This is a genomic window from Agromyces sp. CCNWLW203 (assembly GCF_036576125.1).
Classification (GTDB): Bacteria; Actinomycetota; Actinomycetes; order Actinomycetales; family Microbacteriaceae; genus Agromyces.
On sequence record NZ_JAZHYX010000001.1, the window covers coordinates 350,992 to 364,473 of the forward strand.

Annotated in this window: 15 protein-coding genes; 4 read left to right on the forward strand and 11 right to left on the reverse strand. The window is 64.5% G+C overall.

Annotated elements, in window-relative coordinates; all coding sequences use genetic code 11:
* Nucleotides 1-8: 8 nt before the first annotated feature.
* Together VPH61_RS01615 and VPH61_RS01620 are read left to right on the forward strand one after the other, a co-directional pair.
* Nucleotides 9-686 carry an SRPBCC domain-containing protein gene (locus tag VPH61_RS01615; RefSeq protein ID WP_332061777.1) on the forward strand — a complete coding sequence of 226 codons (678 nt, stop codon included), beginning with the start codon at nucleotides 9-11 and terminating at the stop codon, nucleotides 684-686.
* Between the two features lie 68 nt (nucleotides 687-754).
* Nucleotides 755-1,504 carry an SDR family oxidoreductase gene (locus tag VPH61_RS01620; RefSeq protein ID WP_332061778.1) on the forward strand — a complete coding sequence of 250 codons (750 nt, stop codon included), beginning with the start codon at nucleotides 755-757 and terminating at the stop codon, nucleotides 1,502-1,504.
* A gap of 13 nt (nucleotides 1,505-1,517) precedes the next feature.
* Here the strand turns inward: VPH61_RS01620 and VPH61_RS01625 are convergent, their stop codons facing one another.
* Both VPH61_RS01625 and VPH61_RS01630 read right to left on the reverse strand, forming a co-directional pair.
* Entirely contained in the window at nucleotides 1,518-2,264 is a 747-nt protein-coding gene (locus tag VPH61_RS01625) for a formylglycine-generating enzyme family protein (protein ID WP_332061779.1), read from the reverse strand.
* A gap of 60 nt (nucleotides 2,265-2,324) precedes the next feature.
* On the reverse strand, nucleotides 2,325-2,957 hold the full coding sequence (locus tag VPH61_RS01630) for an isochorismatase family protein (RefSeq protein ID WP_332061780.1): 633 nt from the start codon (nucleotides 2,955-2,957) through the stop codon (nucleotides 2,325-2,327).
* 127 nt (nucleotides 2,958-3,084) lie between these two features.
* Here VPH61_RS01630 and VPH61_RS01635 point away from each other — a divergent pair, with 127 nt between their 5' ends.
* Nucleotides 3,085-4,032 carry a GlxA family transcriptional regulator gene (locus tag VPH61_RS01635; protein WP_332061781.1) on the forward strand — a complete coding sequence of 316 codons (948 nt, stop codon included), beginning with the start codon at nucleotides 3,085-3,087 and terminating at the stop codon, nucleotides 4,030-4,032.
* A gap of 1 nt (nucleotide 4,033) precedes the next feature.
* On the opposite strand, the gene VPH61_RS01640 is transcribed toward VPH61_RS01635, so the two are convergent.
* From VPH61_RS01640 to VPH61_RS01650, 3 genes are all read right to left on the reverse strand, one after another.
* On the reverse strand, nucleotides 4,034-4,906 hold the full coding sequence (locus VPH61_RS01640; protein WP_332061782.1) for a hypothetical protein: 873 nt from the start codon (nucleotides 4,904-4,906) through the stop codon (nucleotides 4,034-4,036).
* 83 nt (nucleotides 4,907-4,989) lie between these two features.
* Nucleotides 4,990-6,129 (reverse strand): peptidoglycan-binding domain-containing protein, encoded by a 1,140-nt coding sequence (locus tag VPH61_RS01645; protein ID WP_332061783.1) that lies wholly within the window; start codon nucleotides 6,127-6,129, stop codon nucleotides 4,990-4,992.
* 76 nt (nucleotides 6,130-6,205) lie between these two features.
* On the reverse strand, nucleotides 6,206-6,682 hold the full coding sequence (locus VPH61_RS01650; RefSeq protein WP_332061784.1) for a DNA alkylation repair protein: 477 nt from the start codon (nucleotides 6,680-6,682) through the stop codon (nucleotides 6,206-6,208).
* A gap of 11 nt (nucleotides 6,683-6,693) precedes the next feature.
* Here VPH61_RS01650 and VPH61_RS01655 point away from each other — a divergent pair, with 11 nt between their 5' ends.
* Entirely contained in the window at nucleotides 6,694-7,101 is a 408-nt protein-coding gene (locus VPH61_RS01655) for a VOC family protein (protein ID WP_332061785.1), read from the forward strand.
* A gap of 240 nt (nucleotides 7,102-7,341) precedes the next feature.
* Here the strand turns inward: VPH61_RS01655 and VPH61_RS01660 are convergent, their stop codons facing one another.
* The 6 genes from VPH61_RS01660 to nrdH all read right to left on the reverse strand — a co-directional run bounded on the left by VPH61_RS01660 (nucleotide 7,342) and on the right by nrdH (nucleotide 13,325).
* Nucleotides 7,342-8,220: a restriction endonuclease gene (locus VPH61_RS01660; RefSeq protein ID WP_332061786.1), complete on the reverse strand. Its 879-nt coding sequence runs from the start codon at nucleotides 8,218-8,220 to the stop codon at nucleotides 7,342-7,344.
* Nucleotides 8,221-8,222: 2 nt separating this feature from the next.
* Entirely contained in the window at nucleotides 8,223-9,326 is a 1,104-nt protein-coding gene (locus VPH61_RS01665; protein WP_332061787.1) for a ParB N-terminal domain-containing protein, read from the reverse strand.
* A 55-nt stretch (nucleotides 9,327-9,381) separates the two neighbouring features.
* Nucleotides 9,382-10,404, reverse strand: a complete 1,023-nt coding sequence (gene nrdF / locus VPH61_RS01670; RefSeq protein WP_115958650.1) for a class 1b ribonucleoside-diphosphate reductase subunit beta — start codon at nucleotides 10,402-10,404, stop codon at nucleotides 9,382-9,384.
* Nucleotides 10,405-10,476: 72 nt separating this feature from the next.
* Complete coding sequence (gene nrdE, locus VPH61_RS01675; protein ID WP_129231131.1) at nucleotides 10,477-12,582, reverse strand: class 1b ribonucleoside-diphosphate reductase subunit alpha; 2,106 nt, start codon at nucleotides 12,580-12,582, stop codon at nucleotides 10,477-10,479.
* 32 nt (nucleotides 12,583-12,614) lie between these two features.
* A complete protein-coding gene (gene nrdI / locus VPH61_RS01680; protein ID WP_332061788.1) occupies nucleotides 12,615-13,031 on the reverse strand; it encodes a class Ib ribonucleoside-diphosphate reductase assembly flavoprotein NrdI in 417 nt (138 codons plus the stop codon).
* A gap of 60 nt (nucleotides 13,032-13,091) precedes the next feature.
* Entirely contained in the window at nucleotides 13,092-13,325 is a 234-nt protein-coding gene (gene nrdH, locus VPH61_RS01685) for a glutaredoxin-like protein NrdH (RefSeq protein ID WP_026481845.1), read from the reverse strand.
* Nucleotides 13,326-13,482 lie beyond the last annotated feature (157 nt).

Consider the following 13,482-nt stretch of genomic DNA (forward strand, 5'->3'; position numbering starts at 1 on the left):
GCATCGAAATGGTTGACGTGAACGCGCAGATCGACGCCGTCACCCGCAGCATCGAGACGAAAGAGGTCGACGACGCGCCCGCCTACGTGCAGACGCTCGCCCAGACCTATCCCTCCCCCATCGACGACGTGTGGGATGCCGTGACCTCGGCCGAGCGCATCCCGCGCTGGTTCCTGCCGATCAGCGGCGAGCTGCGGCTCGGCGGCAGCTACCAGTTCGAAGGCAATGCGGGCGGCGAGATCCGCCGCTGCGATCCGCCCGCGGGCGGCCGGGCCGGCTACACCGTCACCTGGGGCATGGGCATGGGCGAGCCCGCGATCGTGAACGTCAGACTCGTCGCGGTGGATGCCTCGTCGACTCGCCTCGAACTCGAGAACATCGCGACCGCGGCGAGCATCCCCGAGGGCTTCTGGGAGCAGTTCGGCCCGTCTGCGACCGGCATCGGCTGGGACCAGGGCCTGCTCGGCCTCGCCCTGCACTTCGCCGGCGGCGAGGCAGGCATCGCCCCCGAAGAGGCCGCGGCGTGGGTGGCGACCGACGAGGGCAAGGCATTCATGCGGCGCTCGGCCGACGCGTGGGCGGCAGCGCAGCAGCACGACGGTACCGCAGCGGATGTCGCCAAGGCCGCCGCCGACCGCACGTACGGCATGTACACCGGTGAGGCGCCGCCGCCCGAGATGGGCTGACTGTCACAAGTCGCCCCGTTCGTGGGTCTTTACTGGTGAAGGTCGAACTGAATCGAGAGGACGCACGAATGAGAATCGCCGTCGCCGGGGGAACCGGAACCGTGGGCCGCCATGTCGTCGCTGTCGCGCGCGAGCGTGGACATGACGTCGTCATCCTCTCCCGCTCGACCGGTGTGGATCTCATGACCGGCTCCGGCCTCGCCCGCGCGATCGACGGAATGGCGGCGGTCATCGACGTCGCTTCCGTGTCGACGCAGTCGGCGAAGAAGTCGATCGAGTTCTACGAGACCACGACGAACAACCTGCTGTCCGCGGAGAAGACCGCGGGTGTGCCCCACCACCTCGCGCTCTCGATCGTCGGCAGCGACCGAGCACCCTTCGGCTACTACGCCGGGAAGCAGCGGCAGGAGCAGGTCGTGAGCGCCGGCCCCGTGCCGTGCACGATCCTTCGCGCCACCCAGTTTCACGAGTTCGCCCAGCAGCTCTTCGGGCAGATGCGGTTCGGTGCGATCACGCTCGTTCCCAAGATGATCTCCCAACCGGTCGCCGCCCGCGAGGTCGGTGAACGCCTCGTGACTCTCGCCGAGGGCCAGCCCGCCGGGCGACCTGCCGATCTCGCCGGCCCCGAAGAACTCCGTATGGCTCACATGGTGCGGGCGTATGCCGAGGCGATCGGAGCCAAGGGCCCGATCTTGGAGGTTCCGCTCCCCGGCGGCTTCGGCAAGGCGCTCCGCGACGGCACCATCCTTCCGGGGCCGTCCGCTGACCACGGCGTTCAGAGGTATGCCGACTGGGTCGCCGCCGTTCGACGCCGCTGACCCGCCGAAGACGTCACGCGCCGCGCGGCGTCCACCCCGAGGGCAGCGGCCCGTCGACGGCTGCCCGCTCGAGGTCCGCAGCGGCAGACCAGCCCTGCGCGGCATCCGTTGTCTCGAAGCCGCCGCGCGCGACACGGAACCCGACGTCGGGGTGGTGCATGCGCGGGGCGCCGCCGCGGCGCACTGAGGCGCGCACGCTCCACGCGTCGTCGGCGAACCCGCCGCCGCGGAACACGCGGTACTCGTCGTAACGGGCGGGGTCGAGCAGGTCCCAGCACCACTCCCACACGTTGCCGAGGGTGTCGAAGAGCCCATTGAGGTTCGGATGCTTGCCGCCCACGTCTTGCGGTGAGGTCACGCCGTCGGCGCTCGTCCAGGCGACCTCGTCGAGCGGACCGTAGTGCGGGCGCGTCGAGCCGGCCCGGCACGCGAACTCCCACTCGGCCTCGGTCGGCAGGCGGAACCCGTCGGAATCGACGTGCCACGTGACCTCTTCGCCGTCGTACGTGTAGGCGGGCTCGAGCCCCTCCCACTCGGATGCCGCGTTGCAGAAGCGGATCGCCCGCAGCCAGCTCACGTCGGTCGCCGGGCGCCGGGGATGCGTCGCCGTCTCGCCGAGCAGCTCGGCGAGTTGCTCCTGCGTCACCAGGTACACCCCGATCTCGAACGGCTCGAGCTCGACGCTCCAGCGCACCTTTCGGCGGGCATCGTGCAGGGCGACCGTGCCGCCGTCGATGCTCGCCATCTCGATGTCCGTCACCGGGGCAGTCTCGCACGTGCGGGCCGAGCCGTCAGGAGTGTGACCAACCCTGGCCGTGCCTCAGCCGGCCATCTGCGCACCGCGCAGCGCGGAACCGGGCAGGTTGTCCTTCGGGAGGGCCGTGCCCTCGCCGAGGGCATGAGTCCAGTCGTCGGTGGTGGCGACGGCGGCGAAGTTCGAGTTGAGCAGGGCCATGAGCGTGGTGTGCACCGTCTTGGCGTCGGCGAAGCCGGCGTCATTCGCGATGTTGATGGCACCGGTGGCGTCCGAGAGCACTTCCGCGGCCAGGCCGTGGGTCTCCGCCTCGGCAGCCGAGGCGAGGATGCAGTTGTTCGTCATGTACCCGACGAGCGTGATCGTGTCGACGTCGTGCTCGCGCAGCCACTCGAGCAGGTCGGTGCCGGCGAAGACGGTACCGAACTGCTTGGTCATCGCCTTCCAATCAAGGCTCTGGCGCTGCGCGACCTCCGGGTGCAGCTGGAACCCCTGCATGGTCGGGTTGAACACCGGCGCGTCGTCTCCGGACGCGTGCTGGAATACGGCCACGGGAATTCCCGCAGACGTCGCCGCGTCGATCGCTGCGACGATCTTCGGCAGCGAGTCCGCGTGCGGCGGGTACTGGATCTCCAGCGGTCCTTCGAAGTACTCCTGCTGCACGTCGACGAGGATCAGTGCGCGGCGGGGGGTGCTCATGGTCATCTACTCCTGGTGATCCGGGGAGTCGCGATTGCCGCGACCTTACGATCCTGATGCGTCGCACCCCCGAATGCCATTGGCACGAATGCCGCGTTATGATGAAAACAGGCCAAACGGAGGAACCATGAAGATCGCGATCTATGCCTTCGACGGCATCACCATGTTCCATCTGGCGGTACCGCAGATGGTGTTCGACGAGGTCGCTCGCCAGGGCCTCGCCGAATGGCAGACCGTGCTGTTTTCAGACCGCGCCGGATCGATTCAGACCGCCGAGGGCTACAGCATCGGCGGCATCCGAGGGCTGAGTGCCGCCGAAGATGCAGACGTCGTGGTGGTGCCGTCCTGGGTCGACGACGGCCGCGCCCCACGCCCGGCATTCCGCCGGACGCTCGTCGACGCACACGATCGTGGGACCACCGTCGCCGGCCTGTGTCTGGGCGCCATCGCGGTGGCCGATGCGGGCCTGCTTTCAGGGCGCAGTGCCGTGACGCATTGGCACTCCGCCGAGCACCTCGCCGCCCGCCATCCCGACATCACGGTCGATGCATCAGTGCTCTACCTCGACCACGGAGACGTGCTCACCTCCGCCGGCACGGCGTCGGGCCTCGATGCATGCCTGCACGTCGTTCGCACCCGCCTCGGAGCCGATGCCGCCAACCGAGTCGCTCGCAGTCTCGTCGTGGCGCCGCATCGTGAGGGCGGGCAGGCGCAGTACATCGAACGGCCGATACCGGTCGGCGCCGGCAGCGACCCGATCGCTGCGACCTCCGCCTGGGCGCTGTCGCACCTCGACGAGGAACTCAGCGTCGAACGACTCGCTGAGGTGGCGCACATGAGTCGTCGCTCGTTCATTCGGGCTTTCCGGGCCACGACCGGCTCGACACCCGCAGCATGGGTGCGGTCCCGGCGTCTCGATGAGGCCCGCCGCATGCTCGAGACCACTGACCTTCCGGTCGACCAGATCGCTGCCTCGTGCGGCTTCGGCAACCCGGTCACGCTTCGCCAGAACTTCGCTTCAGCATTCGGCAGCACACCGTCGAGCTACCGGCGCCGTTTCGACGCGCGCCCCTGACTCAGCGACGGCTGAGTGCGCGATCCCAGCTCTCGAAGCGGCGCTGCGCCACGATCGTGCTGAGCTCCTTGCGCAATTCGGGATGCTCGGCGTAGAAACGCACCGCACAGTAGAGCAGCACCGCGTCCTGCTCGAAGACGCCAGCGGTGAACTCCAACGGCTCGGCCTTGCCGATACGCCTGATGCTGATGCGAGAGTGGATCTGCGCCTCAACGCCGGCGATCGTCTCCCATGGCACCCATCGCACGCCCCCGGCGACCAGATACCGCGCCACGCCATGACGGCTGAGGGTGAGACCGACTGGGATCCTGCCGAACGAGGAGTTCTTGCCGTCGAGTACGAGCTGGAGCACCCCGGCCCCGATGGGCACGAGGCAGAGCACGAGCAACGGAACGAACAGGAACAACCACCAGAGGCCGCCGGGTGCGCCCAGCACGCCCGGCATCGCGAGCCCGAGCAGCACACCGGTGCCGAGCCCCATCAGGATCAGCCACAGCACGCTCCAGATCCGCACTGGGCGTTCACGGCAGAAGTGCACCCAGTCGTCGACCGGCTTCACCGTGGCTCGACCGAGCGTCACGGCATTGATCAGCTGCGGAGGGCTCCGGCGCACGGCGAAGAGGCCGAACACCATCGCGGTCAGCGCCAGCAACCCGAAGACCACAGCGAAGACGACACTCCACACCAGTGAGCCGACCACTGTGAACTGCACCGAGCCGATGCCGACCGCTACCGCGAGACCGCCCGTGGCCCACATCGCAGACGTCGGGAAGTACTGCGCATCGGGCAGCCATCCTTCAGGCGAAGGGTACGGGAGCGCCTCCGGCGTCGGATCGGATTCGTGCGTGTGACCGCTTCCGGTAACTGAGTTCATTCGGCCTTACCTGATCTGGAGTGATTCATACGCGACGCCGTACTTGGTCCAGCGAGAACGTTCAATCTCGTTGATCGCGCGCCTCAGCCGGCGGGCGGACTCGTCGGTGTCGCCGACGGGCTCGGCGAGGCTTCCGGAGCAGTGAGCTCGGCGAGCGCGCGGTTGAATGCCGTGATCGTCGCCGCGTCGACCGCGCCGGTCGACTCGACGCCGAGCTCGGTCTGCAGCGCCTGCAGCGCCGCGGTGAGCTCGTCGGTCCACACGCCGTCGACCGGTCCGTCCCAGAAGCCGGCGAGCTTCAGCGTCTGCTGCACGGCAGCCGTCGACGCCAGCGACTCCTGCGCGGCAGCGCCGCCGAGCGCCACCAATTCGGCCTGGAGCGCCTCGGCGGTCGCCTTGTCGACCGTGCCCGTCACCGGCAGTCCGTTCGCCTCCTGCAGGTCTTCGATCGCCTGCACGGTCAGCGGCCCCGACACCCCGTCAACGGCGCCGGTGTAATACCCGGCCGTGGCGAGGTCCTGTTGCAGTGCATATGTGTACGCGCTGACCGCCGCGATGGCCTGCACCTGCTGGTCGTCGGTGAGACAGCCGGCATCGGCGAAGAGCCTGAGCCACGCCATCTCGAGGGCGACGACCGCACTGTTGAACTGCTCGGATGCCTCGACCAGCGGTGTCTGCGGGGTGACGGCTGCTTGCGCGTCATCGAAGTCGGCTTCGGCCTGCTTCACCCGGTCGACGGAGGAGGCAGGTGCCAACGGCGTGCTGGTCGGAACCTCGGTCGGAACGACAGACGGCGTGCCGGTCGGCCCGGCCTCGGCCGCGGCGAGCGCGACCTGCGCGTCGACGAGTTCCTGCTGGGCGGTCACGAGGGCCTGCTGCGCATCGACCGCGGCTTGGGCGCCTTCGAGTGCTTCATCGCGAGGGTCGGCGAGGTCGGTGCCGGCCGTCTGCACGTCGCCGACGGTGGTCTCGGTGTCGTGCAGCACGTCGCCGTACACATCGAGCGCGTCGATGTAGTCGCGGCTCGCGCCGCAGAACTCCGCGGATGCCGCGTCGAACTCGGCTTGGGCGTTCACCACCGCCTTCTCCTTCGCGGTGACCTGCGCCTGGGCCCGATCTACTGGGTCGGTGCCCTCGGCGCATCCCGCGAGCCCCACCACGACGACGATCGACACCATGGCCGTAGCGAGGAGCCCCGACACCCTCACGCGATCTCTGTTCACGTATATCCCCCGATTGTGTTCTGAAACGTGCTCACATCATGGCATCGGGGCTGGTCGCGGCGCGGGACATCCGCGGTCATGATTCCGGCGTCAGGCCCTCGCTCGCCCACCGATCGACGATGCGTCGCGCACGCTCCGCATCGGCGCCATCGAGGCGTTCGAGCAGCGGCCTCACGACGTCGGCGACGAGTGGATCGACGAGCTCTCGCGTGCCGGCCGACCGCAGCAGCTGCTCGAGGCGGGTGAAGTCACTGACGAGCAGCGTCGGCACCTGCCCCTGCAGCAACACGACCGCGGCGAGCCGGCGCTCGTACACCGGCTCGGCCCACAGCTCAGATGCGAGTGCGGTGACCTCGTCATGAGACAGTTCCGGATGCCGCCGCCACGCGTCTCTCACGGCGCCCCGTACCGCTCCTACCGATGCGCCGTAGAACCGCAGGCCGCCGGAGATCCTCGTGGCATCCGCGCTCGCGCGCTCGTCCGATCTCTCGGCTCGGAGGGTGCGGTCGATGAACGCTGCGGCAGGGGTTTCCACTCTGAAATCGTGCCTCATAGGATGGCCGGATGCGCCTCTTCGACCATCTCGGACTCTCCGTTGAAGACCTGCCCCGCTCCATCGCCCAGTTCGATCCGGTGATGGTCGCGCTCGGCTGCACGCGGCAGGACGCCGACAACAGTGTTTCCTCGTCCCTGGGCGAAGATGAGCTCATCCTCTTCCCGACTCGAGAGCCGGGCAGCGGTCCGCACCACCACGGCAAGGTCGGATGGCAGCACCTCGCCTTCCCCGTCGATTCACGCGAGACCGTCGACCGCCTGCACGCGATCGCGGTCGACGCCGGCTGGACGGCGGTCAGCGGCCCGAAGGTGTTCACGCGCTTCAGCGACCGCTACTACGCGTCGTTCGTCGAAGACGACAACGGCATCCGCATCGAGTTCATGTTCAATCCGCCGAAGGAAGCGGTTAGCGACTGAGCAAGAGGCGATCAGCGTTCCACTCAGCGAGATGTGCGGACGTGGTCGATACGCTCGCCTCATGAGCAATCGACGGGGCCAAGCTCTTGCCGATATGAATCTCCTTGTTCACCGCCACGGCTGGGCCACTTGGCATGTGCTTACCGACGCGGAACTGGCGTAAGCGGCATTCTCCTACACAGCCGGGCTCGCGGCTCCAGGGTGGCCGGAGCTCATCACCATTCCCTATCGAGGAGCTCCCTAGCTAAGTTGAGCGCCAATCCACCTCATGGCTTCGTTGGAGTCGTACTCTCCTTCGACAACCCCAACGCCCGAATCGGCAAGAAGGGTCGCGACGCTCTCACCATCGAGAGCGATGATTCCTGAGCGGGAGGCCAACCGACGGCTGTCCGCACTAAGGGGGCCGGCTGCTAAGAACAAATAGAAGACCGGATCAAAAACGCGGACATCGAGTCGGGTGAGGGCCGACCCGTCATCCGCGAATGTGCTGGCTCGCGCCAACGCAACAGCGCCTGCAAGCTCGCGCAGCTCCGGCGTCGAGACAGCGGCCGAATACTGCTTAGCTTGTCCGACCAGCCATACGCGGAAGTTCTTATCGACGGACGGCAACCCGAGGCCTTTGATCATGCGCCCTTCGAGCGAAAGTGTGCCGAAGAAATCAATGCCCTGATCGTTCGAGGCGCGTGTGAGGACGGGGTCTTCACAGCCGAGCAGAGACAATACCCCGCGGCAAACGCCTTCAAACTCGCGCGGCGTAACAGACCTGAGTAGCTCAAGATATGCACCGCCCGACGCTCGCCGGACCTTGGCTGCCTTCAGCTCAGGAGAGTCGGACGGCTCCGGGAAGCAGGCTCCCTGAACGTGCATTTCTGAAGAGGAGTTGAACTCAAACCGCGTCGGCCTGCCATCTTGGATCCGAGTGTTGTACTCGCGTCGTAGCCGATCGAGAAACCGCGGTGCCCAGTTGGTGCACTTCTCTGTTGCCTCGGCGTCGGATAGATCGACGAGCCATGACTGCGAGTACGCGATCTCAAGCAGAAGCTCTAGCGCGCTCACCGGCGACCGAGTCACTTCGAATTGCTCGACAACGATCATCGCTGCTGCGGCCGGACCCTGCATAGCTACTTGGACGTGAGCTTCTTGTGCAGCCCGATAAGAGATTCGGACAGGGATTTGACCTTCTTGAGGCTCTCAACGTCCGTATCGGTCATCGCCGCAAGTTCCAAGGCTCCGATGGTGTTCATCACGGAGATAGCTTCCGCAAGCTGCGTCCTCCAGGACTGCGAGATCTCTTCCGCCTTTGCAATCCCCAACGCGTCGTTGAAGCTTCGATCCCTATCGAAGAGAACTCGCTTCGCCTCGCCGTTGTGAAGAATCGACTTGAGTTCACGCACCTGAAGGTAGGTGGGCATTTTGGCCGGCTGCGGATCCCCTGCGTCCTCATCGTCCTCGACGGGCGTTGGAGTAATGAGGTCGTAGAACAGATGCAATTGTTCGTCCGAGGCGAATTGCGACTTCGATTCGTTCCATTCGAGCCACTCACGAACCGCGGGGATAGCGAGAGCTTCATGAAAGATTGGATACATGGAGGACGATGCAAGCTCTCCATACTCCTCATCGTTCTGCATTTGTTGCAACGCTTTGAACGCGCGGTAACGGCGGTTGACCTCGTGGGCCGACATTCCGAGACGACTGGCGACCTCTTGAGTGTCGAACTCGTGACTGTCGCGCAGCTCTGTTACTAGTTTCGCTCGCTGATATCCGCCCCACTCTTTGATGCCGCCGACATGACGAACGCCCATGATCGCCAGATACGCGCTTTCGGTGTCTTGCGACGTGATCTCAAGAACGGGGACGGCGCCAAATAACTCGACGAGCTCGGTGCTGACCGGCACCCCCGCGTCATAGTCGTCTCGGATCCATTTCAGCGCGGCCAGCCGACGGTTTCCTTCGACAACGAGGAATTTCGATGCATCCTCGCCGTAGGCGCGGACGACAATCCGTTCCACGGTCAAGAATCCGTTGGCGAGGATCGAGTTCTTTAGCTCAACGATGCCTTCGCTTCGCAGGCGCTGAGCAGCTCGGTCCTGAACTTTGCGCTCGGCGAATCTAGTCGGATCCGCGGCAATATATCCGGGTTCATCTTGGAACCGAAAGTTGTTCGGATCGAAGAGCAGATCGTCTAACGCAACTTCGATGGTCTTGAAGTCGGGAGTCACATCCACGCCTCATCTTTCGAATACGGGCTTACCGAACGACGGAAAATAACCGCAAAGCCAACTAGAAGTCCCAGTCCTCGTCCTCAGTCACGACGGCCTTGCCGATCACGTACGACGAGCCCGACCCCGAGAAGAAGTCGTGGTTCTCATCTGCGTTGGGCGAGAGCGCCGAAAGGATCGCCGGGTTCACGTCGGTGACGGTCTTCGGGAACATCGGCTCGTAACCGAGGTTCATGAGTGCCTTGTTGGCGTTGTAGTGCAGAAACTTCTTGACGTCTTCGGTCAGGCCGACGCCGTCGTAGAGGTCTTGCGTGTACTGCACCTCGTTGTCGTAGAGCTCGTAGAGCAGCGAGAACGTGTAGTCCTTCAGGTCGTCGCGCTCGGCCTGCGAGAGACCTTCGAGACCCTTCTGGAACTTGTAGCCGATGTAGTACCCGTGCACGGCCTCGTCGCGGATGATGAGGCGGATCATGTCAGCGGTGTTGGTGAGCTTCGCCCGCGACGACCAGTACATCGGCAGGTAGAAGCCCGAGTAGAACAGGAAGGACTCGAGCAGCGTCGAGGCCACCTTGCGCTTCAGCGGGGAGTCGCCCTGGTAGTACTCCATGACGATCGCGGCCTTCTTCTGAAGGTTCTCGTTCTCGACCGACCAGCGGAAGGCGTCGTCGATGTCCTTCGTCGAGCACAGCGTCGAGAAGATCGACGAGTAGCTCTTCGCGTGCACCGACTCCATGAACGCGATGTTCGTGTAGACGGCCTCTTCGTGCGGCGTGATCGCGTCGGGGATGAGCGAGACCGCGCCGACCGTGCCCTGGATCGTGTCGAGCAGCGTGAGCCCGGTGAACACGCGCATCGTGAGCTGCTGCTCGTCGGGCGTCAGTGTGTTCCACGACTGGATGTCGTTCGACAGCGGCACCTTCTCGGGCAGCCAGAAGTTGTTGACCAGACGGTTCCAGACCTCGAGGTCCTTGTCGTCCTGGATCTTGTTCCAGTTGATCGCGTTGACGTGGCTGACGAGCTTCAGCTTGCCGCCCGTGTGCGCGGGGTCGTTCTGAGCCGAGTTCACAGGATCGGTGAGAGTCATTTCAAGTCCTTCTGAAAGGGTGCGGATGCCGCGCGGCGGCGGGTCTCGATACGCTTCGCTACTCGACCGGCGTCACAGGGCACATGAGACGCACATTTCCAGCTCAGTCCCCTCGAGGGCCATCTGACGCAGGCGGATGTAGTAGATCGTCTTGATCCCCTTCTTCCATGCGTAGATCTGCGCCTTGTTGATGTCGCGCGTCGTCGCCGTGTCCTTGAAGAACAGCGTGAGCGAAAGGCCCTGGTCGACGTGCTGCGTCGCCGCGGCGTAGGTGTCGATGACCTTCTCGTAGCCGATCTCGTAGGCGTCCTGGTAGTACTCGAGGTTGTCGTTCGTCATGAACGCAGCCGGGTAGTACACGCGACCGAGCTTGCCCTCTTTGCGAATCTCGATCTTCGAAGCGATCGGGTGGATCGAGGCGGTCGAGTTGTTGATGTACGAGATCGAACCGGTCGGCGGCACGGCCTGCAGGTTCTGGTTGTAGATGCCGTGCTCCTGGATGGAGGCCTTCAGCGCCTTCCAATCCTCCTGCGTCGGGATGTGCACGTTGGAGTCGGCGAAGAGCTGCGTGACCTTGGCGGTCGCGGGCACCCACGCGGCATCCGTGTACTTGTCGAAGAACTCGCCCGAAGCGTACTTCGAGTCTTCGAAGCCGACGAAGGTCTCGCCGCGCTCCTTGGCGATGGCGTTCGACGCCTTCAGCGCGTGGAACAGCACCGTGTAGAAGTAGATGTTCGTGAAGTCGATGCCCTCTTCGCTGCCGTAGAAGATGCGCTCACGAGCGAGGTAGCCGTGCAGGTTCATCTGGCCGAGGCCGATGGCGTGCGACTTGTCGTTGCCGTCTTCGATCGAACGCACCGACGTGATGTGACTCATGTTCGACACGGCGGTCAGGCCGCGGATGGCGGTGTCGACCGTCTTGCCGAAGTCGGGCGAGTCCATCGTGAGCGCGATGTTCAGCGAGCCGAGGTTGCACGAGATGTCTTTACCGATCTCGTTGTAGCTGAGGTCTTCGTTGTACGTCGTCGGCGTGTTGACCTGCAGGATCTCGGAGCACAGGTTCGACATGTTGATGCGGCCCTTGATGGGGTTCGCCTTGTTCACCGTGTCTTCGAACACGATGTACGGGTAGCCGCTCTCGAACTGGATCTCGGCGATCGTCTGGAAGAATTCGCGCGCGTTGATCTTGGTCTTCTTGATGCGCGGGTTGTCGACCATCTCGCGGTACTTCTCGGTGACCGAGATGTCGCCGAACGGCTTGCCGTAGACCTTCTCGACGTCGTACGGCGAGAAGAGGTACATGTCTTCGCCGTTCTTGGCGAGCTCGAACGTGATGTCGGGCACGACAACGCCGAGCGACAGCGTCTTGATGCGGATCTTCTCGTCGGCGTTCTCGCGCTTGGTGTCGAGGAACCGCATGATGTCGGGGTGGTGCGCGTTCAGGTACACCGCTCCGGCGCCCTGGCGGGCACCGAGCTGGTTGGCGTAGCTGAAGGAGTCTTCGAGGAGCTTCATCACGGGGATGATGCCGCTCGACTGGTTCTCGATCTGCTTGATCGGGGCGCCGGCCTCGCGGATGTTCGAGAGCGAGAGCGCCACGCCGCCGCCGCGCTTCGAGAGCTGCAGGGCGGAGTTGATGCCGCGCGAGATCGACTCCATGTTGTCTTCGATGCGCAGCAGGAAGCAGGAGACGAGCTCGCCGCGCTGGGCCTTGCCCGTGTTCAGGAAGGTGGGGGTGGCCGGCTGGAAGCGGCCGCCGATGATCTCTTCGACGAGGTTGACGGCGAGCTTCTCGTCGCCCTGGGCGAGGCCGAGGGCCGTCATGACGACGCGGTCTTCGAAGCGCTCGAGGTAGCGCTTGCCGTCGAACGTCTTCAGCGTGTAGCTCGTGTAGTACTTGAACGCGCCGAGGAACGTCTCGAAGCGGAACTTCTTCGAGTACGCCAGGTCGTTGAGCTTCGTGATGAACTCGAACGAGTACTGGTCGAGCACGGCCTGCTCGTAGTACTCCTTCTCGACGAGGTAGTCGAGGCGCTCTTTCAGCGAGTGGAAGAAGACGGTGTTCTGGTTGACGTGCTGCAGGAAGTACTCGCGCGCCGCCTCACGGTCTTTGTCGAACTGGATCTCGCCGTTCGGGCCGTAGAGGTTCAGCATCGCGTTGAGCGAGTGGTAGTCCATGCCGCTCGCCGATCGCGGTGCGTCGATGAGCGCTACGCCGTCAGTTGTCGCTGTGTTTGCCAAAATGCGTCCAATCCATCGTTGACGGCGCGAACGTCGTCTGGTGTTCCGAATACTTCGAAGCGGTAGAGGTGCGGCACCCCGGTCTTGGCGGCGATGATGTCGCCGGCCAGACCGAAGGCCGTACCGAAGTTGGTGTTGCCCGCGCTGATGACGCCGCGGATGTTCGAGCGATTGTCGGGGTCGTTCAGGAAGCGGATGACCTGCTTCGGAACGGCACCCTTGCCGTCGCCGCCGCCATAGGTCGGCACGACGAGCACGTAGGGCTCGTCGACGTGCAATGCTGCTTCACGCGCATGCAGCGGGATGCGGGCCGCAGAGCGGCCGAGCTTCTCGATGAAGCGCTTCGTGTTGCCCGAGACGCTCGAGAAGTAGACCAGATTCGTCATGGTGCGTCCTTCGCGACTGCGTTCTCCACCGGTTCACTCCCCCGAGTTCACCGGCGCCTCTTATGCGAGGCGAGAGGCGAGTTCGTCGATCTTGTCGGGACGGAATCCCGACCAGTGGCCTTCGTCGGTGATGACGACCGGGGCCTGCAGGTAGCCCAGCTCTTTGACCTGCGCAAGGGCGTTCTCGTCGACAGAGAGGTCGAGCACTTCGTACTCGATGCCCTTACTGTCGAGGGCGCGATACGTCGCGTTGCACTGGACGCAAGAAGGCTTGGTGTAGACCGTGACCGTCATTGTTTTCCCCTCGTTCTCAGGCTCTGGAGGAGCCCGTCCCCCGGTGTTGCATTTCGTACTTCAATACTACATCTAGTGTTCGTAGAACTCGACTGCCACAACATGCTGTAGTTACATTCGTGTAGTTATCCACGGGGTTATCCACGGGTTATGAACA